The organism is Paenarthrobacter sp. NPDC056912 (assembly GCF_042786555.1).
GTDB lineage: Bacteria > Actinomycetota > Actinomycetes > Actinomycetales > Micrococcaceae > Arthrobacter.
Map to the genome: position 1 here is coordinate 79,099 of NZ_JBHUCD010000015.1, position 21,599 is coordinate 100,697.

At 62.1% G+C, this 21,599-nt stretch carries 22 protein-coding genes; 13 read left to right on the forward strand and 9 right to left on the reverse strand.

The annotated features are described in order from the left end of the window. Positions 1-64: 64 nt before the first annotated feature. Genes ACFRJ9_RS16525 through glmS form a run of 3 tightly spaced genes read right to left on the reverse strand, consistent with a single transcriptional unit; the run spans position 65 to position 3,894 of the window. On the reverse strand, positions 65-1,642 hold the full coding sequence (locus tag ACFRJ9_RS16525; RefSeq protein ID WP_377670057.1) for an NAD(P)H-hydrate dehydratase: 1,578 nt from the start codon (positions 1,640-1,642) through the stop codon (positions 65-67). Positions 1,643-1,658: 16 nt separating this feature from the next. After that, positions 1,659-2,006 (reverse strand): holo-ACP synthase, encoded by a 348-nt coding sequence (locus ACFRJ9_RS16530; protein ID WP_377670059.1) that lies wholly within the window; start codon positions 2,004-2,006, stop codon positions 1,659-1,661. Positions 2,007-2,010: 4 nt separating this feature from the next. Then, on the reverse strand, positions 2,011-3,894 hold the full coding sequence (gene glmS / locus ACFRJ9_RS16535; protein ID WP_377670062.1) for a glutamine--fructose-6-phosphate transaminase (isomerizing): 1,884 nt from the start codon (positions 3,892-3,894) through the stop codon (positions 2,011-2,013). Positions 3,895-4,033: 139 nt separating this feature from the next. Here glmS and coaA point away from each other — a divergent pair, with 139 nt between their 5' ends. Together coaA and ACFRJ9_RS16545 are read left to right on the forward strand one after the other, a co-directional pair. After that, positions 4,034-5,005, forward strand: coding sequence for a type I pantothenate kinase (coaA, locus tag ACFRJ9_RS16540; RefSeq protein ID WP_211711187.1), 972 nt, complete (start codon positions 4,034-4,036; stop codon positions 5,003-5,005). A 1-nt stretch (position 5,006) separates the two neighbouring features. Beyond that, positions 5,007-5,882 carry a D-alanyl-D-alanine carboxypeptidase family protein gene (locus ACFRJ9_RS16545; protein WP_377670065.1) on the forward strand — a complete coding sequence of 292 codons (876 nt, stop codon included), beginning with the start codon at positions 5,007-5,009 and terminating at the stop codon, positions 5,880-5,882. Between the two features lie 68 nt (positions 5,883-5,950). On the opposite strand, the gene glmM is transcribed toward ACFRJ9_RS16545, so the two are convergent. From glmM to rplM, 3 genes are all read right to left on the reverse strand, one after another. Continuing rightward, a complete protein-coding gene (gene glmM / locus ACFRJ9_RS16550) occupies positions 5,951-7,315 on the reverse strand; it encodes a phosphoglucosamine mutase (RefSeq protein WP_377670067.1) in 1,365 nt (454 codons plus the stop codon). A gap of 171 nt (positions 7,316-7,486) precedes the next feature. Next, a complete protein-coding gene (gene rpsI, locus ACFRJ9_RS16555) occupies positions 7,487-7,993 on the reverse strand; it encodes a 30S ribosomal protein S9 (RefSeq protein ID WP_377670069.1) in 507 nt (168 codons plus the stop codon). 39 nt (positions 7,994-8,032) lie between these two features. After that, positions 8,033-8,476 carry a 50S ribosomal protein L13 gene (gene rplM / locus ACFRJ9_RS16560; RefSeq protein ID WP_377670071.1) on the reverse strand — a complete coding sequence of 148 codons (444 nt, stop codon included), beginning with the start codon at positions 8,474-8,476 and terminating at the stop codon, positions 8,033-8,035. A gap of 288 nt (positions 8,477-8,764) precedes the next feature. Here rplM and ACFRJ9_RS16565 point away from each other — a divergent pair, with 288 nt between their 5' ends. From ACFRJ9_RS16565 to ACFRJ9_RS16615, 11 genes are all read left to right on the forward strand, one after another. Next, positions 8,765-9,409 (forward strand): prepilin peptidase, encoded by a 645-nt coding sequence (locus ACFRJ9_RS16565; protein ID WP_377670074.1) that lies wholly within the window; start codon positions 8,765-8,767, stop codon positions 9,407-9,409. A 315-nt stretch (positions 9,410-9,724) separates the two neighbouring features. Beyond that, positions 9,725-9,922, forward strand: coding sequence for a Flp family type IVb pilin (locus ACFRJ9_RS16570; RefSeq protein ID WP_377670076.1), 198 nt, complete (start codon positions 9,725-9,727; stop codon positions 9,920-9,922). A 154-nt stretch (positions 9,923-10,076) separates the two neighbouring features. Beyond that, positions 10,077-10,805 (forward strand): Flp pilus assembly protein CpaB, encoded by a 729-nt coding sequence (gene cpaB, locus ACFRJ9_RS16575; protein ID WP_377670078.1) that lies wholly within the window; start codon positions 10,077-10,079, stop codon positions 10,803-10,805. Next, a complete protein-coding gene (locus ACFRJ9_RS16580; RefSeq protein WP_377670081.1) occupies positions 10,802-11,989 on the forward strand; it encodes a CpaE family protein in 1,188 nt (395 codons plus the stop codon). Before cpaB ends, ACFRJ9_RS16580 begins: the two co-directional genes overlap by 4 nt. Continuing rightward, on the forward strand, positions 11,986-13,416 hold the full coding sequence (locus ACFRJ9_RS16585; protein WP_377670084.1) for a CpaF family protein: 1,431 nt from the start codon (positions 11,986-11,988) through the stop codon (positions 13,414-13,416). The genes ACFRJ9_RS16580 and ACFRJ9_RS16585 overlap by 4 nt, the downstream gene beginning before the upstream one ends. Next, on the forward strand, positions 13,413-14,369 hold the full coding sequence (locus ACFRJ9_RS16590) for a type II secretion system F family protein (RefSeq protein ID WP_377670086.1): 957 nt from the start codon (positions 13,413-13,415) through the stop codon (positions 14,367-14,369). The genes ACFRJ9_RS16585 and ACFRJ9_RS16590 overlap by 4 nt, the downstream gene beginning before the upstream one ends. 264 nt (positions 14,370-14,633) lie before the next feature. Beyond that, the gene (locus ACFRJ9_RS16595; RefSeq protein WP_377670088.1) at positions 14,634-15,263 is read left to right on the forward strand and encodes a type II secretion system F family protein; all 630 of its coding nucleotides are present in this window, start codon (positions 14,634-14,636) and stop codon (positions 15,261-15,263) included. Between the two features lie 19 nt (positions 15,264-15,282). Further along, complete coding sequence (locus ACFRJ9_RS16600) at positions 15,283-15,738, forward strand: TadE/TadG family type IV pilus assembly protein (RefSeq protein WP_377670090.1); 456 nt, start codon at positions 15,283-15,285, stop codon at positions 15,736-15,738. Beyond that, positions 15,726-17,174 carry a pilus assembly protein TadG-related protein gene (locus ACFRJ9_RS16605; protein WP_377670093.1) on the forward strand — a complete coding sequence of 483 codons (1,449 nt, stop codon included), beginning with the start codon at positions 15,726-15,728 and terminating at the stop codon, positions 17,172-17,174. Before ACFRJ9_RS16600 ends, ACFRJ9_RS16605 begins: the two co-directional genes overlap by 13 nt. 281 nt (positions 17,175-17,455) lie before the next feature. Next, the gene (locus ACFRJ9_RS16610; protein WP_377670095.1) at positions 17,456-18,061 is read left to right on the forward strand and encodes a TasA family protein; all 606 of its coding nucleotides are present in this window, start codon (positions 17,456-17,458) and stop codon (positions 18,059-18,061) included. Positions 18,062-18,253: 192 nt separating this feature from the next. Beyond that, entirely contained in the window at positions 18,254-18,916 is a 663-nt protein-coding gene (locus ACFRJ9_RS16615; RefSeq protein ID WP_377670098.1) for a signal peptidase I, read from the forward strand. A gap of 5 nt (positions 18,917-18,921) precedes the next feature. On the opposite strand, the gene truA is transcribed toward ACFRJ9_RS16615, so the two are convergent. The 3 genes from truA to ACFRJ9_RS16630 form a co-directional block, all read right to left on the reverse strand. Beyond that, complete coding sequence (gene truA, locus ACFRJ9_RS16620; protein ID WP_377670101.1) at positions 18,922-19,812, reverse strand: tRNA pseudouridine(38-40) synthase TruA; 891 nt, start codon at positions 19,810-19,812, stop codon at positions 18,922-18,924. Positions 19,813-19,844: 32 nt separating this feature from the next. Next, a complete protein-coding gene (gene rplQ / locus ACFRJ9_RS16625; RefSeq protein WP_377670103.1) occupies positions 19,845-20,405 on the reverse strand; it encodes a 50S ribosomal protein L17 in 561 nt (186 codons plus the stop codon). A gap of 66 nt (positions 20,406-20,471) precedes the next feature. Then, positions 20,472-21,482 (reverse strand): DNA-directed RNA polymerase subunit alpha, encoded by a 1,011-nt coding sequence (locus tag ACFRJ9_RS16630; RefSeq protein ID WP_011692778.1) that lies wholly within the window; start codon positions 21,480-21,482, stop codon positions 20,472-20,474. Positions 21,483-21,599 lie beyond the last annotated feature (117 nt).

Sequence of the window (21,599 nt, forward strand, 5' to 3'; positions counted from 1 at the left end):
CTCCTCTTGTGATGCGGATAACCTGCTGCAAGCCTACTCATGACCCCCGACACCGACAGCAACCTTATGGTCTTGTTGGGTCGCATTCCGCGTACAGCGAACCAAGGACGCGGGGTACCGCCGCCATGATCACGGACGCTGTAAGGGGCCCTCCTCCACATTCTGCCGAAGCCAAGGCCCCCGCCCGGCCATGAACACTCGCCGCCACGGCAGCAACAGCAGCCCAGTGGTCGGCCGCCTCCAAGCCCAAGGCAGCGTAGGCGCCGTCGTCGTTCCCCAGCGATTCGGCCGATTGTGCAATCAACGCACCCAACACACCGGCCAGAACGTCGCCGCTGCCAGCGGTGGCCATCCAGGCAGTGCCTTCCGCTTGGCTGAAGACAGCGCCCGACGGCGAAGCCACCAGTGTGGTAGCACCCTTCAGGAGGACGGTGGCACCGGTTTGTTCGGCGGCCTGCCGTACGAAGTGCAGGGGCCGGGATTCGATGTCCTCGCGGGTCACCGCTACCTCGCCAGTGGAGGGCAGGGAATCCAACAACGTGGCCAGCTCTCCGGCATGTGGTGTCAGGATCCAATGCGGCGGGCAGCGCTCCGGCAGGAGGCTCAGGGCTCCGGCATCGACGACTACAGGCAGCTCCGCTGCAACAGCGGCGTGGATGGCGTTCCGGGCACGTCCGCGCTGTTCTTCTCCGTCAACGCCCGGTCCAAGCAACCATGTCTGAACGCGGCCGGGCTTGTCCGTTTCCCAGAGAGCCTCGGGAGTTCGGGCGAGGACCTGCCGGGCAACAGCTTCCGGCCCCAGGTACCGCACCAAACCCGTGCCGGCCACAGCTGCTGCGTGGACGCTCAGTACGGCTGCTCCGGCGAATCGCGGGGAGCCGGCGACAACGCCGAGTACGCCCCGGGAGTATTTGTGTGCACGTCGTCCGGGCTGGGGCAAGACACTCCGGAGGTCTGAAGCGGTCAGGCGCCTCAACTCCGGGCCCTCATCGGCCAGGAACCCTTCAATCCCGATGGGAACAAGTTCGACGCGTCCGGAACAGCCCTCGCCCGGATCAGTCATCAACCCGGCCTTCATGCCCCCGAACGTCACCGTGACGTCCGCGTCCAGCACAGGCCAGTGAACCTCGCCAGTAGTGGCGTCCAAGCCGCTCGGGACGTCGCAGGCGATCACGCAGCGTGGACGCAACTCCTGAAGGGCTGCGATCAACTCCGCCGAAGAGTCCCGCAAACCCCCGCGGGCGCCGGTACCCAGCAGTGCGTCAACAATGACGTCGTCACCGGCACACATGACAGCAAGTTCTTCGGCATTCCCCTGCTCCAAGCGCAGGATACGGCCGCCGGCAGCGGCAAAAGCAGCCAATGCCTCATGATGCACTTCAGCAGCGGCGAGCACCGCCGTCGTGCGCATTCCGCGGCGGGCAAGCAATGCCGCAGCAAAGAGCCCATCCCCGCCGTTGTTGCCCTTGCCGGCCAGGACCGTGACGCTGGCACCGGCTAGCCGCCGCCTGGGTTTGAGGACACGGACCACGGCTTGGGCCAAACCGTAAGCTGCCCGCTGCATCAGAACAGCGCCCTCACCGGAGTCCAGGAGCGGTTGTTCCGCAGTCCTGATCTGTTGTCCGGTGAAGGCGCTGATCATTGCTTATTGAGTCCGTTTATCCCTCGGCGATGACAGTCGCCGTGGCGATGCCGCCGTCGTGGCTAATGGACAAGTGCCACCGCTTGACGCCTTTGGACTCCGCCACGCCAAGAACTGTTCCCTTGACCTGGACCGTGGGACCATTCGCGTCCAAGCCGATCCAGCAATCCTGCCAGTTCATGCCTGCAGGAGCTCCGAGGACCTTGGCCACGGCTTCCTTGGCGGCGAAACGGGCAGCGAGCGACCGCGTGTTGAGTTCCCGTTCCGCAGGAACAAATAAACGATCCTTGAGGCCGGGCGTGCGCTCCAACTGCCGCCCGAACCGCTCGATGTCTACGACGTCTACGCCAATGCCAACAATCATGCGGCTATTCTACGGTCACGCTCTTGGCGAGGTTACGCGGCTGATCGACGTCGTAACCCTTCGCGCCAGCCAGTTCGGCAGCAAAAATCTGCAGCGGAACCGTGGTGAGCAGCGGCATCAGGAGCGTGGGCGTCTCCGGTACGTAGAACACGTGTTCTGCGTAATCCTTGACCGACTCATCGCCCTCTTCAGCGATCACCAGGGTACGGGCACCACGTGCGCGCACTTCCTGGATGTTGCTGACAACCTTGGCGTGCAGGGAATCGCGGCCGCGCGGAGACGGCACCACAACGAAGACCGGCTGGCCGTCGTCGATCAGGGCGATCGGACCGTGCTTGAGCTCGCCTGCAGCGAAGCCTTCAGCGTGGATGTAGGCGATCTCCTTGAGCTTCAAGGCGCCTTCGAGGGCCACCGGGTAGCCGACGTGGCGGCCAAGGAACAGCACGGACTTTTCGTCCTTCATGCTGCGGGCCAGCTCACGCAAGGGTCCTGCGTTGTCCAGGATGTGCTGGATCTTGGCCGGAATCTTGGAGAGGTCCGCGAGGACGTCCTTGATCTGGCCGGAGAAGATGTTGCCACGCAACTGGGCCAGGTAAAGGCCAAGCAGGTAGGCGGCGGTGATCTGTGCCAGGAACGCCTTGGTGGAGGCAACCGCGATTTCCGGACCGGCGTGGGTGTAGAGCACAGCATCGGATTCACGCGGGATGGTGGAACCGTTGGTGTTGCAGATGGAGATCGTCTTGGCGCCCTGCTCGCGGGCGTAGCGGACGGCCATCAAGGTGTCCATGGTCTCGCCCGACTGGCTGATGGAAACCACCAGGGTGTTGGCGTCAACGATGGGATCGCGGTAGCGGAACTCGTGGGCGAGCTCCACCTCCGTGGGGATGCGGCACCAGTTCTCGATTGCGTACTTGGCCACCAGGCCGGCGTAGGCCGCGGTGCCGCAAGCGAGGACGATGATCTTGTTGACCTGCTTGAGGAGCTCGGGGTCGATGCGGAGCTCGTCCAGGGTCAGCTTGCCGTCAAGGTCCGAGCGGCCCAGGAGGGTCTGCGCAACGGCGTCGGGCTGATCGTGGATTTCTTTCTCCATGAAGGAGTTGAAGCCACCCTTTTCGGCAGACGCGGGGTCCCAGTCGACGTGGTATTCCTTGCCCTCGGCGGGTGCACCGAAGAAGTCGGTGATCTCCACGGAGTCCGCGGTGATGGTCACGATCTGGTCCTGGCCCAGTTCCACAGCGCGGCGCGTGTAGTCAATGAAGCCGGAGACGTCGGAGCCGAGGAAGTTTTCGCCATCGCCCAGGCCCACAACGAGCGGGGAGTTGCGGCGGGCGGCCACGACGACGTCGGGCTGGTCCGCGTGGACAGCGAGGAGGGTGAAGGCACCCTCGAGGCGCTGGCAGGCCAGGCGCATCGCTTCGGTGAGGTTGCCGCCGTCGCCATTGAGCTGGGTACGGAAGATGTCACCCACCAGGGCGGCAGCAACTTCGGTGTCGGTTTCCGACTCGAACGTAACGCCCTTGGCCAGCAGTTCCTGCTTCAGCTCGGCGAAGTTCTCGATGATGCCGTTGTGAATGAGCGCCAGACGTCCGCCGTCGGAGAGGTGCGGGTGCGCGTTGCGATCCGTGGGGCCGCCATGCGTGGCCCAGCGGGTGTGGCCGATGCCGGTCAGGGATTCAGGAACTGGATTTGCTTCCAGTTCGCTGATCAGGTTGCTCAGTTTGCCGGACTTTTTGCGGGACGAGATCGTCCCGTCAGCCACCACTGCGACGCCAGCGGAGTCATAGCCGCGGTACTCAAGACGGCGCAGCCCTTCCACGACGACGTCAAGGGCGCTGTGACCAGCTGCCTTGCGAGACGAATTGCCAACATACCCTACGATTCCACACATGGGTACAAGCCTAACGGCTAACGCAAACAACTGATGTGGGACATCCCATCTACCCCAACCGCCGGTGAGTCCCCCGTCACTCACAATTCACCTGACGGTCGTCGCGCATTTCCTGATCCGCTCCGCGAAGGGCAGAATCATGAGCGTGACTTTGCAACGCACCGAAGCAAACGGCGACGGCGCTTCCCCCTTTGTTGAGCTGGACCGCCAAACCTGGTCCCGGCTGGCCGCACAGATGGAACAGCCCCTCAACGAAGAGGACATCTTCCGCCTCCGCGGCCTCGGCGATCCGCTGGACATGAAGGAAGTCCGGGAAGTTTACCTCCCCCTCTCAAGGCTTCTTCACCTGTATGTCCAGGCGTCCCACCAGCTCCATGCAGCTACCACCACCTTCCTGGGCGAGCAGACCCAGCGCACGCCATTCGTGATCGGCGTTGCAGGGTCGGTGGCCGTAGGGAAATCCACCATTGCCCGTGTGCTCAGGGAAATGCTGAGGCGCTGGCCCGGCACCCCCAACGTGGAACTCATCACCACGGACGGCTTCCTCTATCCCCTGGCCGAGCTGAAACGCCGGCACCTGCTGGAGCGTAAAGGATTCCCGGAGTCCTATGACCGCCGCGGGCTCCTGCGCTTCGTCTCCGAAGTCAAAGGTGGCGCCGAAGAAGTCAGGGCGCCTTGGTATTCCCACGTCACGTACGACATCGTGCCAGGCAAGGAAGTGGTTGTACGGCGCCCCGACGTCCTCATCGTGGAAGGACTCAACGTCCTCGCTCCCGCCCGGCCCCGCATGGACGGCAAACAAGGACTAGCCGTCAGCGACTTCTTCGACTTCTCCATCTATGTGGATGCCAAGACCTCGTATATCGAGGAATGGTATGTGGACCGTTTCCGGAAGCTGCGCAGCACCGCCTTCGCCCAGCCGGAGTCCTACTTCCACCGTTACGCCACACTGTCGGATGACGACGCCGAATCGACAGCCCGGGGAATCTGGAAGCGCATCAACGAGCCAAACCTCGAGGAGAACGTCCTGCCGACCCGCGGCCGCGCACAGCTTGTCCTCACCAAGGATGCCGACCACTCCATCCGGCGCATGCTCCTGCGGAAGGTTTGACGTGGCCCACAATCCGAAACCAGTGCCGAGCCGACGTGCTTTCGCTGGCCTGTTGACGGCCGGCCTGGGGATGACCGCCCTCGCAGCCTGCACCCCTGAGAACTCTGTCCCCTCCCCCGCCGCCGCCGATGCGCCCAGCACAACGCCCTCGGCGACGCCCTCTGCCGCGAGCTCCAGCGCTACTGCCAGTGCCATCGCCAGCGAGCCCGCCCCCGTGACCCCGGCAACCGTCACGCCGGCAGCCAACACTGCCCCCTCCAGCGCCGCTGCCACCCAACACTCACTGACGGATCCCACCAGCCCGTGGGTAGTGGTCAACAAGCACCGGCCGCTGAACCCGCAGGACTTCGTCCCGGCAGATTTGGTGCAGCCGAACATCCGCCTGGCAGTCAGCGGCGAGGCGGCCCTGCTCAACAGCACGACGGCGGATGCTGCAGCAAAGATGTTTGCGGCCGCAGCAGCGGAGGGCGTCATCATGGCGTTGGCCTCGGGCTACCGCTCATACGCCACCCAGGTAGTCACTTACAACGGCTATGTCGCCAGCACCGGACAAGCAGCCGCAGACCGGGCATCCGCACGCCCCGGTCATTCCGAGCACCAGACCGGTTGGTCCTTCGACATTGCCGACGGCGGAGGTGCCTGCAGCTTCCAGCCGTGCTTTGCCGATCAACCGGCCGCAGTGTGGGCCAAGGCCAACGCTTCCAGGTTCGGGTTCGTGGTGCGCTACCCCTTGATGTTCCACGACATCACGGGCTATTTCTACGAATCCTGGCACCTCCGCTATATCGGGTTGGAGGCCGCCACGGAAATGGCGGCAAGGGGAATCGCAACCCTAGAGGAGTACTTCGGGCTGGAAGCCGCGCCCGACTACCTCTAGGCGCAAAAAAGGCTTCGGCCCGCCTCCTTGGTCATCCAAGGGGCGGGCCGAAGCCTTTTTCAGGGTACTCAGACAGCCAGTTCGCTGGTGGCGCCCAGTCGCTCCTTGACGACGGCGGCCAGACCGGTGCAGATGCGTTCCGCCGTTTCCATGTCAGCAGCTTCCACCATGACACGTACCAGCGCTTCCGTACCGGAGGGGCGGAGCAGCACACGGCCGGTCTCGCCCAGCTCAAGCTCTGCTGCGGCAACGGCGGCGGCCACGCCTTCGTCAGTGCCTGCGCGTGCCTTGTCCACGCCCTTGACGTTGATCATCAGCTGCGGGAGCTTGGTCATCGCGGTGGCCAGGTCCTTGAGGCTGCGCCCCGTCAGCGCCACCTGGGCTGCGAGCTGGAGACCCGTAAGGACGCCGTCTCCGGTGGTTGCGTAGTCGGAGAAGATCACATGGCCGGACTGTTCGCCGCCCAGGTTGTAGCCGCCGTCGCGCATTCCTTCGAGCACGTAACGGTCACCGACCGCGGTTTCGAGGATGGTGATTCCGGCGTCGCGGAGGGCCAGCTTAAGCCCAAGGTTGCTCATGACCGTTGCAACCAGGACGCTGTCCTTGAGCTTTCCGGCGTCGTTGAGTGCCAGCGCCAGGATCGCCATGATCTGGTCGCCGTCTACCTCGTTGCCTTCATGGTCAACGGCCAGGCAGCGGTCAGCGTCGCCGTCGTGGGCTACGCCAAGGTGGGCACCATGCTTGACTACGGCTTCCTTCAATGGACCCAAGTGGGTGGAACCGACGCCTTCGTTGATATTCAGGCCGTCCGGTTCGGCGCCGATAACCACAACATCGGCGCCGGCATCCTTGAACACCTGGGGTGAGCAACCGCTTGCTGCGCCGTGGGCGCAGTCCAGGACAACCTTCAAGCCTTCAAGGCGCTTGGGCAGGGTGCCGAGCAGGTGCACGATGTAACGGTCCTCGGCGTCGGAGAAACGCTGGATCCGTCCCACGTCACCGCCCACGGGGCGCTGCGGCTCTTTGCCCAGCTGCGCCTCGATGGCGTCCTCGACATGGTCGGGAAGTTTCTGGCCGCCGCGCGCGAAGAATTTGATTCCGTTGTCCGGCGCGGGGTTATGGGAAGCGGACAACATGACCCCGAAGTCGGCGTCGAGATCCGCTACCAAGTAGGCAGCAGCCGGGGTGGGAAGAACGCCGGCGTCGTAGACGTCGATGCCTGAGCTGGACAGCCCGGCTTCGACGGCCGCGGCGAGAAATTCTCCACTTGCCCGAGGGTCTCTCGCGACGACTGCGCGGGGGCGCTTGCCGTTCGTTGTGCGGTCATGGCCGAGTACGACGGCGGCGGCCTGGGCGAGCTGCATAGCCAGCTCGGCTGTGAGCAATCCGTTCGCGAGACCGCGCACGCCATCTGTTCCAAATAATCTAGACATCGGCTCAAGTTTAGACGACGACGGGAGGCCGCCAGTTCAAGGGGCGTGTCGGAGCGTCACATGGGCGCCCTGATTCCGTGACCGGCAGCACCGTTTAACGGCGAAGGCCCGCCCCGCCGAAATGGCGGAACGGGCCTTCGAACAAGCGAACTGGCGCTTGTTGAAGCGTGTTTAGCGCTTGGAGTACTGCTGAGCCTTACGAGCCTTCTTGAGACCGGCCTTCTTGCGCTCGATGACGCGGGCGTCACGGCTCAAGTAACCGGCCTTCTTCAGGGTGGCGCGGTTGTTGTCGACGTCGATCTCGTTCAACGAGCGAGCAACACCGAGGCGCAATGCACCGGCCTGGCCGGAGATGCCACCGCCGTGGATACGGGCGATGACGTCGTAGGCGCCTTCAAGATCAAGGATCTTGAAGGGCTCGTTGACGTCCTGCTGGTGCAGCTTGTTCGGGAAGTAGTTGTCCAGCGTGCGGCCGTTGATGGTCCACTTGCCGGAACCCGGGATGACGCGAACGCGTGCAACGGCTTCCTTGCGGCGGCCAACAGCTGCACCGGCAACGGTCAGTGCCGGGCGCTCCTTCTTGGGCGCATCTTCTGCAGCTGCGCTTTCAGAGGTGTAGCTGGTGAGGGTTTCCTCAGCCTCGACGGCTTCGGCGGTCAGTTCTTCGTTCTGAGCCACGGTTCTCCTTGTAATAAAAAGTTTAGTTGGTGGCCAGGACTACTGGGCGACCTGGGTGATTTCGAAAGTCGCCGGCTGCTGTGCAGCGTGCGGGTGCTCAGGGCCTGCGTAGACCTTGAGCTTGCCCAGCTGCTGTGCAGCAAGGGAGTTCTTGGGGAGCATGCCCTTGATGGCCTTCTCAACAGCGCGAACCGGGTTGGATTCCAGCAGTTCCGCGTAGTTGACGGAGGTCAGGCCGCCCGGGTAACCGGAGTGGCGGTATGCGCGCTTCTGCTCCAGCTTGGCGCCGGTGAGGGCAACCTTTTCAGCGTTGATGATGATGACGAAGTCGCCCATGTCCATGTGGGACGCAAAGGTCGGCTTGTGCTTTCCGCGCAGCAGTGTTGCGGTCTGGCTGGCAAGACGACCAAGGACAACGTCGGTGGCGTCAATGACGTGCCACTGGCGGTTGATATCGCCGGGCTTCGGGGTGTACGTACGCACGGTTTTGCCTCGTTCTTGTTCTGGCGTTCATGTTTTAGGCGGCACGCAATAAGGCGTGTACCTACTATGTATGCGCTACCGGAGCAGAGGTGAGGGCTCTATGTACCAGTCATCCCAGGATCTCGAAATGCCTCTAGGGTTAGCGATCCTGCAACTGGATCCCCTGGAAGGCATGTGTCATCGAGATAGGACACGCACAACGACTCTAAACAATACCTTCAACGGTGCGCCCGGGTCAAAATGGGGTATCCGCCCCTCGGGGTCGCGCGCCGCTTAGAGGGAGAGCACATGACCAACGGCCCCGCCTTCCCGCTCCTTATGGCCCTGGCCGGCCTGTTGTTGAGCCCGGTCACAGAACTCATTATCGCCCGAACGCTGCCGCGCCTCGGCAGCGCCCCTTCCCTGGGGGTGAGGATCACGACGGCGGCAGTCACCGCACTGCTTTTCGGCTTGCTTGCGTGGCGGTTTGGCATTTCACCAGAGCTTCCGGCATTTCTCCTGCTGGGCCTCCTGGGGGTACAGCTGTCCCGCATTGATTTCACCCTCCACCTGCTGCCCAATCCCCTGATCCTGACCCTTCTTGGCGGCGGCATCGCGTTGCTGGCGGCTTCCTCGGCACTGGCTCCCGGCTGGTCGGAGCTTCTTCGAGCACTGGCCGGAGGGGCAGTACTGTTCGCCGGCTACTTCATCCTGGGACTTATTTCGCCGAGGAGCCTCGGCATGGGGGACGTAAAGCTCGCTGCGCCCCTCGGCGTGTACTTGGGCTACTTGGGTTGGCAGCAACTTTTCTACGGATCGCTACTGGGGTTCGTGGTGGGCGGGGTGCTTACGGTACTGATGTTACGGCTGGGAAAAGGCGCAAAACCGGCGGAAACGGCCCACGGACCGGCCATGGTGAGCGCGGCGCTGGGCGTCGTACTCGTCATGGGCTAGCTGTACGAGTACTGACTATTTTCCTTGCTCAACACCACGCCCGGCCACCCTTGGAATGCTAGACAGCCTTCGTTTTCCAAGTAGTCCGCCGACCTCTCCAGACAGGAAACTGAGTACTCGATTCCTAGGCATCGAGTACTCAGTTGGCGAGCCCAAAAGAAATTAGAGTACGGATACTCATTGTCCGAGGCATGTCCTGGAAGCAATTCTTGTTATATCGAATTCCGCACCGCTAAAAGCCATATGGGGGCAGTTCGGAAATCGGAGATATTTCCAACAAATTGCAAAAACAGTAAATTCTGGGAAGGAATTACAATGTCTACTCTTATGGTCTCCATGATTGCTTTTGTCGCCGGCGTCAAGGAACGCTTCAACTCCGAAAAGGGTGCAACCGCCGTTGAATACGGCATCATGGTCGCGCTGATCGCGGTTGTAGTCATCGGCGCTGTGGCAACTCTGGGCGGATACATCAACACCGCCTTCGGTGCCATCAACACGGAGCTGAAGCCTTAGTCAGCCACTGCTACTCAAGGCTTCTGCCAATACTCTGCCGGCTGTCCGCCCCAAACCGGACAGCCGGCAGTGGCGTTACGGCCGCCGGTCTCGAGTTTTAGACCCGGTTCCGTGCGCTCCGCATTTGAGGTGTACCCAAGGTGAGGAATCAATCATGAAATCACGACTAATCGGGGGCATTGCGGCGCTTGTCCTGGCGGTCATCGGCACCGTGATGCTGGTGAACTATGTATCCAATGCGGACCGCAGGGCCCAAGCGTCCCTTGAGCCCGTGGATGTGGTTGTCGTTGAAAAGCCGGTTCCCGCCGGCACCGCCGTCCAGGAACTCAGTTCCTATGTTCGCCTTCGTCCGATGCCGAGTGCTGCCAAGGCAGACGGCGCTCTGACTTCGCTGGACCTGAGCAGCGGCAAGGTAACCGCCGTGTCCCTGGAACCAGGTGAGCAACTTCTAGGCAGCCGGCTCGTTGACCCGTCCGAGCGCGTCACGCCCGGAGCCGTTCGCGTCCCGGACGGCATGCAGGAAGTCACTATTCTCCTACCACCGGAAAGCGTCGTCGGAGGCACTTTGCGTGCCGGTGACCTCGTGGGACTTTTTGTCACGCAGACCGACCCTGCCAATCAGCAAATTGCCAGTACGCAATTGGTATTCGACAAAGTCCTGGTAACAGCCGTCCAGCAAGCACCGACCGCTGCAGAAACAACAGCGGAGGGTACCTCAGCAGTTCCGGGCGGATCGTCTTTTGTCACCCTGGCCCGGAATTCCACCGACGCAGCCAAGGTGATCCTGAGTACCAGAACAGGCAACATCTGGCTTAGCAAGCAGTCGGCAACCACGCCCGAAAGCCCAAAGACCCCCGTCAGCACAGCCGGGATCTTCCAATGAGCCACTTCCTAGTCCTCACTGGATCGGCAGAATTCGAACATCGCCTGACGCTGTCGCTGGATACGGCCCACGAGCTTCAGGTCCTGGGGGCGGCCTCCGCCAGCGGGACCGCCGCCGATGTCTTGAGTCGGAACGTCAGCGGGCCGATCGATGTTCTGGTCATAGGGCCCGACGTCGTCACCGAGCACTGGTTCCGCTTGGCCAGTGCACTGGACGTGGACTACCCCGACATTGTGATGGTCCTGGCCGCACCGTCCAACAGCGAACTCACTCTGGCGGCTTTGCGCTCGGGAATTCGGGACATCATAGATCCCGACTCAAACGCCACGCAGTTGAGCCTGGCACTTGAACGGGCTTCCATCACTGCCAAGAGCCGCAAGCACTCCGATGATTCGCAGCATACGCAACCTCGTGGGCGGGTCATCTCAGTAATGTCGCCCAAAGGCGGAGTCGGAAAGACCACCGTGTCCACCAACTTGGCCGTGGGCCTTGCAAAAACCGCGCCCATGGGCGCGGTTATTGTGGATCTCGACCTTCAATTCGGGGATGTTGCCTCCGGCCTGGGCCTGGAGCCTAACTACACCATCAACGACGCCGTCTCCAGCGCCGCTTCTGCGGACAGCATGGTACTGAAGGCGTTCCTAAGCCCCCACCCAAGCGGCGCGTACGCCATGTGTGCTCCGCTGCGGCCAGCCGAGGCAGATCTCATCAAGCCTGCCCAGGTGGCCAACCTCGTCACCCAACTGTCCTTGGAATTTCCCTACGTCATCTTGGACACTTCGCCCGGTCTGGGGGACGTCGTCTTGGCCGTTCTCGAGCTGGCCACCGACGGAGTCTGGGTATGCGGCATGGATATCCCGAGCATCCGTGGCCTTAACCACGGGCTCGAAGTCCTCCGGCAACTGGACCTGATGCCGCCTTCCAACACGCTTGTCCTCAACTTTGCGGACAAGCGGAGCGGCCTCACGGTCAAGGATGTGGAAGCCACGGTCGGATTGCCGGTTGGCATGGTTTTGCCAATGTCCCGGTCCGTCCCGTTCTCCACCAACGCAGGCATCCCCTTGCTTCAGTCCGGCCGGCGGGATCCTGTCGGCAAGGGCCTGAGGACTCTGGTGGAGAAGCTCGCCGCAGGTTCCGTAACACCGAGCAGCAAGAGTTCGCGCAGAAGGGTGGCAGTGTCATGAGCCTCATCAACCGACTCGAAGCAGCCCGCATCTCACCCGATGGAAGCACCACGTCGGCTCTCTCCCTCGGCAGGACGCCATCGGAAGACAACGGCAGCATGACGGCCATTCAATCCGCCGCTGCGACGCAGAACACTTCATCTGATGCGTTGGCCGGCATCAAGAAGCGTGCCGCGGAAGAATTAACAAGCCGGCTGGGTGCTCGGATTACGGACTCGGCCCTCGACGAGGGCGATGTACGCAGAATGGTCCGGGAGGCTCTGAGCGAGTTCATCGACGACGAGCAAGTTCCGCTGACCCCGGAGGAACGGCGCCGTCTCATCCGCGAAATCGTGGATGAGGTTCTTGGCTTGGGTCCTCTCCAGAAGTTGCTGGACGACCCCCTTGTCACGGAGATCATGGTCAACGGTGCACGCAGTATCTACGTCGAACGCGCCGGACGCCTCCATCAGACGGGCACCACGTTCAGCTCGGACTCGCACTTGCGCCGGGTCATAGAGCGCATCGTGTCCCGCATCGGCCGCCGCATCGATGAGTCTTCACCATTGGTCGACGCCCGTTTGCAGGATGGATCCCGAGTCAACGCGGTGATCCCGCCGCTCGCCGTGGACGGGCCTTCCTTGACTATCCGAAAGTTCTCGGCCGTACCTCTGACTGTGGAGGATCTCATCCGGTTCGACTCCGTCTCGCCCGCAATGGCCCAGGTTCTAGACGCCTGCGTCAAAGCACGCCTGAACATCATCGTGTCCGGCGGCACCGGCACCGGTAAAACGACTCTTCTTAACGTGTTGTCCTCCTTCATTCCTGAAGAAGAACGAATTGTCACCATCGAGGACGCAGTGGAACTGCAGCTCCAGCAAAGCCACGTAGTCCGCTTGGAAAGCCGGCCTGCCAACACTGAGGGCCGCGGGGCCGTCTCCATTCGGGATCTGGTCCGAAACTCCCTCCGCATGCGTCCGGACCGAATCGTGGTCGGGGAAGTGCGCGGCGGCGAGGCCCTGGACATGCTTCAAGCCATGAACACCGGTCATGACGGATCCATCTCCACGGTCCACTCCAACTCCCCACGGGATGCGATCGCCCGTATGGAGACGCTGGTATTGATGGCGGGCATGGAGCTGCCTTTGAGGGCAATCCGCGAACAGATCGCCAGCGCTGTGCATGTGATCGTGCAACTCAGCCGGTTGAAGGACGGCACGCGACGCGTCACCCACATCACGGAGGTCCTGGGCATGGAGGGGGAGGTGGTCACGCTTCAGGACGCCTTCACGTTCGACTTTGCGGCCGGTGTCGACGCGGAGGGCCGGTTCGTCGGACGCACGGTACCAACCGGCATCCGCCCCCGATTCGTGGAGAAGCTCGCGGATATGGGCATCTACCTTCCTGCAGAGGTCTTCGTGCCCGCAGCCCAACAGAGGGGAAGGTGAGCAACGTGATGCCGGACTATGCACTCCTGGTAGGGGCGGCCGCTATTGTCGCCGCCGTCTTGTTGACTCTGTTCGTGCTCCTGCGGCCTCGCTACAAGGACATCGATGTCAGCAGGCGGCGTCCTGCCGCCACTGAAGACGGAAGCTCGGTGATCTCCAAACTGGGCGAAGCGACTGTCTCCTTTGTGGAACGAGGGTCAGGCCAGGGGCGGGGCGGGATCTTTGGACGCGACGCCCTGAACGACGCTGGCATCACGAGCAAGCCCTCGGAATTTTCAGTCCTCGTTTTGATCGGGAGCTTCGTTTTGTTTCTTGTTGGACTCCTCTTCCAAGGTCCGTTCCTTGGCATCGTCCTCGCTCTTTTATCACCGCTTTTGGCCCTGCTCATTGTCAAGGTGCGTACCGGACGCCGCAGGATCGCCTTTGCCGGCCAGCTCAGCGACATGCTCATGGCGCTCTCGGGCAGTTTGAGAGCAGGTCACAGCATGGCACAGAGCATGCAAAGCGCCAGTCTGGAGATGCCGGCCCCAGTCTCCGAGGAACTAGCCCGGATCGTCAACGAGAATCGGGTGGGCCGGCCGGTGTCGGAATCCATGGCCGACGTTGGTCGACGGATGCATTGCGAGGACTTCGAGTGGCTCAGCCAGGCCATCGACATCAATCGCGAGGTGGGCGGTGACTTGGCTGGCGTCCTTGACCACATTGCGGAGACGGTGCGAGAACGAGCGCAGATCAAGGGACAGGTACGAGCCCTTGCCGCTGAAGGGAAATTCTCGGCCTACATCCTCATTGCCCTGCCGTTCTTCGTTGGGGCTTTCATAAACCTGGTCAACCCCGGGTATATGGCTGTGCTCACCCAGTCGCTGCTCGGCTGGGTGCTTATCGCCATCGGCGCCGTCATGATGGCCATCGGGTCCTTTTGGATCAGCCGCATGGTCAAGATCGAGTTCTAGGAGATTGCCGCCATGAATCCAACAGTTTGGCTGATGATCGCAGCGGTTATCCTCCCTGCGTCCTACTTTGCTTGGTCGCTTATCGGCGTCGACCGGAGCGGTGGGAGGCTAATCCGGACTCGGCTCGACACTTTGGCACGTCGCCAGGCAACGGCTGCGCCGTCACAGCCCAGTTGGCTGCTTCGGATGGCTAGGAAGTTAACACCAACCAGCTACGTCACTCGTCTGGACCAAACGCTGGCGAATGCAGGGCGTCCCTCCTCCATGCCTTTGGAGCGCCTCCTGACGCTAAAACCACTGTCAGCTCTCGGTGGTGGCCTGCTCGCCTTGGTGCTGGGCGGCTTGAAGTCTCCCCTAGGTATTTTCCTGACCTTGGTGTTGGCTGTCGGTTGCTACTTCCTCCCAGACCTTCTGGTGTACAACAACGGAACCAAACGCCAGACCCGCATGGAAAGGGATTTGCCCAACGTATTGGATCAACTGCTGATCTCTGTTGAAGCGGGCTTGGGTTTTGATGTAGCGATGTCCCGGGTAGGGGCTAGCGGAACAGGTCCCTTGGCCGACGAAATAGTCCGAACCCTTCAAGACATTCAAGCAGGGCGATCAAGACGCGAAGCGTATAAGGCCCTGGCGGACAGGTCCACGGTTCCGGACCTCCGGAGCTTTGTGGGGGCTATTGTCCAAGCGGACATCCAAGGATTGTCCGTCGCGAGGGTCTTGAAACCGCAAGCGGAGCAAATGCGCATCAAGCGGCGGCTCCGAGCGGAAGAGAAGGCGATGAAACTCCCTGTGGCCGTCGTCTTCCCGCTGCTCCTTTTCATATTCCCACCGTTGTTCATCATCATTCTTGGCCCTGCCGTCATCAATGCCGTCAGCACATTCGCCAAGCTCTAAAGACGGCAAGGAGAAGAACATGTTCAGGTTATTCAGCTGGAAGACATCCCATGACGATGACCCTCAACGCGGCGCGTCCATGGTCGAATTCGCGATCATCGTACCCCTGCTCCTGAGCATGCTGCTGGGAGTGATCGATTTCGGCGTTGCCTATAGCGAGAGCATCGGGCTGCAAGCCGCGGCCCGGGAGGGTGCGCGGCAAGGCGTAACCCAAGGCGACGTCATCGCATCAGTAACAGGCGCCAAGGGCAACCTTGATGCCAGCAAGCTTCAGGCCAAGTTCGTCGTGGATACCACGGGAGGCGCGCCAGGGAAGCTGGTGGTCTGCTTGCGCTATCCGCAACGTTCAGTCAGCGGCTTCTTCTCTTGGATCCTGGATGGACACTTCGATGCCAAGTACGTCATGAAGATGGAGGGCACCGCGACAGTGACCTCGGGAACCAAGAACTGGACCGGTGGAACATGCGCGGCATAATCGGGCGCGGTACGGCGTCAAAACATCTACGAACCCGGGAAGCAGCGCCCAACGAACGTGGTGCTTCCATCATCATCTTTGCCCTCATGGTTCCCCTTCTGTTCGGGGCATTGGCACTGGCGCTGGACTTCGGCAAGCTGGCCTACGAGCGCCAGGACCTGAGCAATGCCCTGGATGCAGCAGCCCTGGCGGGCGCAGGGTCCCTGCCGAACAATCCGACGGCGGCCCAGACCGCGGCCGTTGCCTACGCCAAGAGCAACGACCCCCAAGCCAACCCCACCATCACGTTCCGCTGCCTCGTGGCATCCACCGGTGCGGCTAAGACCGTTGCCAGCGGCCAAGTCCCGAACGTCTGCGATCCCGGAACCACTGCAGGAGCCAAATGCAACGAAAAGGTATGCTCCATTCCCTGCGTACCGGGCGGCACACATACGTGCAATACCATCATCGTGACCGCAGCCAAGGACGTTCCTTTTGCCTTTGCGCCAGTGATCGGCGTCAACACTGGCAGCACCGGGTCACTATCAGCAACAGCGTGCAAGGGCTCATGCGGGGCCCAAATACCGAACCCCATGGACATCGTGATGGTTGCGGATAGGACGGGCAGCATGAGCGACGCTGACCGCAACGCCATGGTGGCCGGAATCAAAGGCACGCTGCAAACCATGACCAGGGAACAGCAATACGTGGCGTTGGGCACCATCGGGCGCAGCAAGACCAGCCCGGGCACCTGTGTCACGACTCCATCGACTTCACGGACCGACGGGCCTTGGGTCCCCGTCCCGTTTTCCAACAATTACACAAATAGCCCAGCTACTCCCGGCGGGGTGCCTCCCCTGAATGGCAGCAGCACGTTGGTGAATGGGTTGACGTGTCTATCCTCGTCGAGCACGGGAACCTATCTGGCAGCACCTCTAAAGGCGGCGGCACGCTATGTACTCGGCTACACGCCGAACAATTTAGGCACTCTGCCCGCGCGCTCCACGCCAGCACGGAAGGCAATCATTTTGGAAACCGATGGCGAACCGAACGAAGAAACCATCACAACAGGAACGGCAGCCCTCAGTAGCAGCGGCGATATTGGTAATTCCAACGGCCCGGCCGCGTGCAAAAACCTTACGGACGTTGCCACGAATGCCAAGAACGAAGGACTACTCATCATCACGGTGGCATTCGGTGATGCCAACTCAGCTCGATGCAACGGCAGCAGCGGAGATTACGTCCGTACCGTCCTGGCCGCAGCCGCTTCTCCAAAAGCACCAGGCGTTCCGACCACGGCGTCGAATGACTGCTCCACAACAGCACTAAGGGCAACGGAAAACGCAGACGGAGACTTCTTCTTCTGTGCAGCAACTGGCTCGGAAATGGGTCCGATCTTCGCCTCGGCCGTCAACGCCATCAGCACCAGCTCCCGCTTGATCAGGCTGCCCGAGTGAGTCCGGGCTGACTGGTAACGCGGCCTATAGACCGGTCGTTCATGGATCCCAGACCATGGGCGGCCGATAGGGCCCCCTTCCGGTACCCAGAGCCGGGAGGGGGTCTGCCCCAACAGAACCCAAAAAAAGGCGGGAGTCTTGAGGTTTTCCTGAGGCACTGTTGCGGGTTTGCATGATTTGTTCTTGATTCTGGCCCGGCAGAGTAGTCCTCATCAGCCAGACAGGCTGAAAGAGCAACGGCCGGCCCGGACGGGTGGCCCACTGAAAGGACACTGATTCCCATGGCCATCAGCCTCAAGACCACCTCCGGCAAGATCCTCGCTTCCGTCGCACTGGTCGGCACCGCAGCCGCCGTCGCCGGGATGGGCACCTACGGCGCGTTCACGTCCTCGACCTCCGCCTCCCAAGCCGTCACCGCAGGCACCGTCACCATCGCCCTGGGCACCGGAGCGAACAACACCCTCAACGTCCCGGTCGCTGGCCTGCTGCCCGGAGACAAAGTCGAAAAGCTCGTCACCCTGGCCAACAGCGGCAACTCGGACCTGAACAACGTCACCCTGACCACCTCCGCCGGCGCCACCGGATCCCTGCTCACCACCGACACCACCAACGGCCTGCAACTGACCATCGAAAACTGCAGTGTTGCCTGGACCGGAGCCGCAGCCCCCTACACCTGCGCCGGAACCAAAACCACCGTCATGGCCGCAGCCCCGGTCATCACCGCGAACAAAGTCCTGAACAACCTGACCTCCCTGACCTCGGCCAAAACCGACAACCTCAAAGTCACCACCGCGTTCCCCACCACCGCAGGCGACACCTTCCAAGGCGCCACCTCCACCATCGCCTTCTCCTTCACCGGCACCCAACGCACCGCAACCACCAGCTAGCACCACGCAATGAGGCTCCCCTTGCAAGGAGCCTCTCCCACCAGGCCCCGGGGGCCGGCCGGTTTGCCCTTCCGGCCGGTTCCCGGTCCATTTCCTGAGCAAGACTTGAGGCTTTCACGCAGCAAGATTGAGCCAGTCACCACAGACTGTTAATCAGAAAACAACGAACATTCCGGAAGGAACGCCAGGACAATGAGCGCACTGACCAGCATCAACGGACCCGCCCTCCACGGCCGGCGTTCCGCAACCAAGACCGCCAGCGAACCCCGGCCCGCCGCCGTCGGGACTCCCGCCGTCGAAACCACTGCAGCGCCGGGTGCCTTCCGCCGCGTCGCCGGCACCATCATGAAATTCATCGGCCTGGGCACCCTGGTCCTCGCCGCCCTGGCCTTCCTGCTCCTGGCCATCGGCCCGCGCGTGCTCGGCTACCAAACCTCCACCATGCTCACCGGATCCATGGCCCCGCTGATCAACCCCGGCGACGTCGTCGTCACCGTCCCCACCCCCATCACGGACATCAAAGTAGGCGACATCATCACCTACCACATCCCCGTCGAAGACCACCGGGTGGAAACCCACCGCATCACCGAAATCACCGCCACCGCCGACGGCGGCGTCGCAGTCCAAACCAAAGGCGACGCCAACAACGGCATCGACCCCTGGATCGCCACCCTCCAAGGCAAAACCGTGGACAAGCAAATCGCCACCATCCCCCACATCGGCAACGCCATCCGCGCCCTCCGCGAACCCATCGTGATGAACACTCTGATGTACGGCGCACCCGCCATCCTGGTCATCGGAATGCTCGCCTCCATCTGGACCAAAAACCCCGACAAGTCCGAAGAGGCCAAGTAGGGCGTCTACTCCCGGCGTGCGCGAGTCAGTTCGGCACGGGCGAGAACCTCGCTGTCGGACGGATAAGCAACTTGCTCCAGCACCAGCGGGTGCGGGGCGGCCAGGACAGATTTAGCATCCCGTTTCCGTTCCACGAGCCGCTGGTGGAGCCATCCCACGGGTTCCAGGCCCTCCCCCACACGGAGGGCAGAACCCACGAGGGAACGCACCATGTTGTGGCAAAAAGCATCGGCCTGCACCGTGACGACGATGACGCCGTCTGGTCCCCGATCAAACTGAAACTTCTGCAGTTCGCGGACAGTGGTGGCCCCTTCCCGGGGCTTGCAATAGGAACGGAAATCCTGCAGTCCCAGCAGCGCCGAGGCACCCTCGTTCATCAACGGGACATCCACCGGCGATTTGTGCCACAACGTGATCCCGCGCAGGACAGGGTCCCAACGCGCAGGACCGTCGGCAATCCGGTAGCTGTACCGACGCCATAATGCCGAAAAGCGGGCGTCGAAGCCTTCGGGCGCCAGAACGGCGTCGTGTACTTCTACGGCACCTGTGTGGTCACCGAGTATCCGGCTCAAGGCGCCACGGAGCCGGCGCAAAAGCGCGACGGCGGGATCGAGTTCGTGCCCGCGCGGCAGTGACAGCCATTCGGCTTCCGTCAGGTCCAGGTGCACTACCTGGCCACGGGCGTGGACTCCGGCGTCGGTCCTACCGGCAACCGTCACCCGGACAGCTCGCTGCAGGAGGAGCGCCAAAGCTTCTTCAAGTGCGCCTTGCACGGTCCGAAGACCAGGCTGCAGCGCCCACCCGCTGAAGGGGCCGCCGTCGTACGAAAGATCAAGTCGGACACGCAAAAACCCGCCGCCCCCCAAAACGGGGGCAGCGGGTTTTCGTTCGTTCATAGACTTAAGTCTACTGTGAAGAATTCAGTGAATTACTTCTTGTCCTCAGCGGCCGGAGCCTCTTCGGTCTCAGCAGCTTCAGCTTCAGCAACCTCAGCCTCAGCGGCGGGAGCCTCTTCGGCTTCAGCAACTTCGGTTTCTACGGCTTCGGTCTCAACGACCTCTTCCTCGGCAGCCGGAGCAGCCTTGGCAGCAGCTGCGGTTGCTTCAGCAACAACGGCCTGCTTCGGGGAAACCGGCTCGAGGACGAGCTCGATGACAGCCATAGGAGCGTTGTCGCCCTTGCGGTTGCCGATCTTGGTGATACGGGTGTAGCCACCATCGCGGTTGGCAACGGCGCCGGCGATGTCGGTGAACAGCTCGTGGACAACGCCCTTGTCGCTGATCAGGCCGAGAACGCGGCGGCGGGAAGCGAGGTCGCCACGCTTGGCGAAGGTGACCAGACGCTCTGCGTACGGCTTCAGGCGCTTGGCCTTGGTGACCGTGGTGGTGATGCGCTTGTGCTCAAACAGAGCAGCTGCCAGGTTCGCGAGCATCAGGCGCTCGTGAGCCGGGCCGCCTCCGAGGCGCGGACCCTTAGTGGGGGTAGGCATAGTAATTTCTCCTGTTATGTAAGCCGGTCAGGTCCATCGCTGGACCGTGCGGCCAAGATCTGCTGTTTAGAGCTCGTCGTCGCTGAACGCGGCGTCGTCCTCTTCGATGGCTGCGGCGCGGGCTGCGAGATCGAAACCGGGAGGGGAGTCCTTGAGGGACAGACCCAGTTCAACGAGCTTTGCCTTGACCTCGTCGATGGACTTCGCACCGAAGTTACGGATGTCCATGAGGTCGGCCTCGGAGCGGGCAACGAGTTCACCCACGGTGTGGATGCCCTCACGCTTGAGGCAGTTGTAGGAACGGACCGTGAGGTCCAGATCCTCGATCGGCAGAGCCATGTCGGCTGCCAGGGCAGCGTCCGTCGGCGACGGGCCAATCTCGATACCTTCAGCTGCGGTGTTCAGCTCACGGGCAAGACCGAACAGTTCCACCAGGGTGGTGCCTGCGGAAGCAACGGCGTCACGCGGTGCGATAGCCTGCTTGGTCTCGACGTCGACAATGAGCTTGTCGAAGTCGGTGCGCTGCTCGACACGGGTAGCTTCCACGCGGAAAGTTACCTTCAAGACCGGCGAGTAGATCGAGTCGACCGGAATACGGCCGATCTCGGAGTCGCCGGACTTGTTCTGAGCTGCCGAAACGTAGCCACGGCCGCGCTCGATGGTCAGTTCGAGTTCGAACTTGCCCTTCGAGTTCAGAGTGGCAATGTGCAGATCCGGGTTGTGGAATTCGACGCCGGCCGGCGGAGCGATGTCCGCGGCGGTGACGACTCCGGGGCCCTGCTTGCGCAGGTAAGCAACAACCGGCTCATCGTGCTCGGAGGAAACCGAAAGGTTCTTGATGTTCAGGATGATCTCGGTGACATCTTCCTTGACACCCGGAACCGTGGTGAACTCGTGCAGCACGCCATCGATCCGGATGCTGGTTACAGCGGCACCGGGGATGGAGGAGAGCAGGGTACGGCGGAGGGAGTTTCCGAGGGTGTAACCAAAGCCCGGCTCCAGCGGTTCAATGATGAAACGGGAGCGGTTCTCGGATACAACTTCTTCAGACAGGGTGGGGCGCTGTGCAATGAGCACTTAGGTTTCCTTTCGGCGAGCATCCGCTATATGACGCAACACAGGTGGTGGAAATCGGCTTCGGTTTCCAGCCTGACCAGCCGGGCCATGCTGACGGAAGGTAGAAACCATCCATAG

Bases quoted from the DNA above. Each gene is read 5' to 3' on its own strand.
- ACFRJ9_RS16525 (WP_377670057.1), bottom strand. From the start codon at position 1,642: ATGATCAGCGCCTTCACCGGACAACAGATCAGGACTGCGGAACAACCG.
- ACFRJ9_RS16530 (WP_377670059.1), bottom strand. From the start codon at position 2,006: ATGATTGTTGGCATTGGCGTAGACGTCGTAGACATCGAGCGGTTCGGG.
- glmS (WP_377670062.1), bottom strand. From the start codon at position 3,894: ATGTGTGGAATCGTAGGGTATGTTGGCAATTCGTCTCGCAAGGCAGCT.
- coaA (WP_211711187.1), top strand. From the start codon at position 4,034: ATGAGCGTGACTTTGCAACGCACCGAAGCAAACGGCGACGGCGCTTCC.
- glmM (WP_377670067.1), bottom strand. From the start codon at position 7,315: ATGTCTAGATTATTTGGAACAGATGGCGTGCGCGGTCTCGCGAACGGA.
- ACFRJ9_RS16565 (WP_377670074.1), top strand. From the start codon at position 8,765: ATGACCAACGGCCCCGCCTTCCCGCTCCTTATGGCCCTGGCCGGCCTG.
- ACFRJ9_RS16570 (WP_377670076.1), top strand. From the start codon at position 9,725: ATGTCTACTCTTATGGTCTCCATGATTGCTTTTGTCGCCGGCGTCAAG.
- cpaB (WP_377670078.1), top strand. From the start codon at position 10,077: ATGAAATCACGACTAATCGGGGGCATTGCGGCGCTTGTCCTGGCGGTC.
- ACFRJ9_RS16580 (WP_377670081.1), top strand. From the start codon at position 10,802: ATGAGCCACTTCCTAGTCCTCACTGGATCGGCAGAATTCGAACATCGC.
- ACFRJ9_RS16585 (WP_377670084.1), top strand. From the start codon at position 11,986: ATGAGCCTCATCAACCGACTCGAAGCAGCCCGCATCTCACCCGATGGA.
- ACFRJ9_RS16595 (WP_377670088.1), top strand. From the start codon at position 14,634: ATGCCTTTGGAGCGCCTCCTGACGCTAAAACCACTGTCAGCTCTCGGT.
- ACFRJ9_RS16600 (WP_377670090.1), top strand. From the start codon at position 15,283: ATGTTCAGGTTATTCAGCTGGAAGACATCCCATGACGATGACCCTCAA.
- ACFRJ9_RS16605 (WP_377670093.1), top strand. From the start codon at position 15,726: ATGCGCGGCATAATCGGGCGCGGTACGGCGTCAAAACATCTACGAACC.
- ACFRJ9_RS16610 (WP_377670095.1), top strand. From the start codon at position 17,456: ATGGCCATCAGCCTCAAGACCACCTCCGGCAAGATCCTCGCTTCCGTC.
- ACFRJ9_RS16615 (WP_377670098.1), top strand. From the start codon at position 18,254: ATGAGCGCACTGACCAGCATCAACGGACCCGCCCTCCACGGCCGGCGT.
- truA (WP_377670101.1), bottom strand. From the start codon at position 19,812: ATGAACGAACGAAAACCCGCTGCCCCCGTTTTGGGGGGCGGCGGGTTT.
- rplQ (WP_377670103.1), bottom strand. From the start codon at position 20,405: ATGCCTACCCCCACTAAGGGTCCGCGCCTCGGAGGCGGCCCGGCTCAC.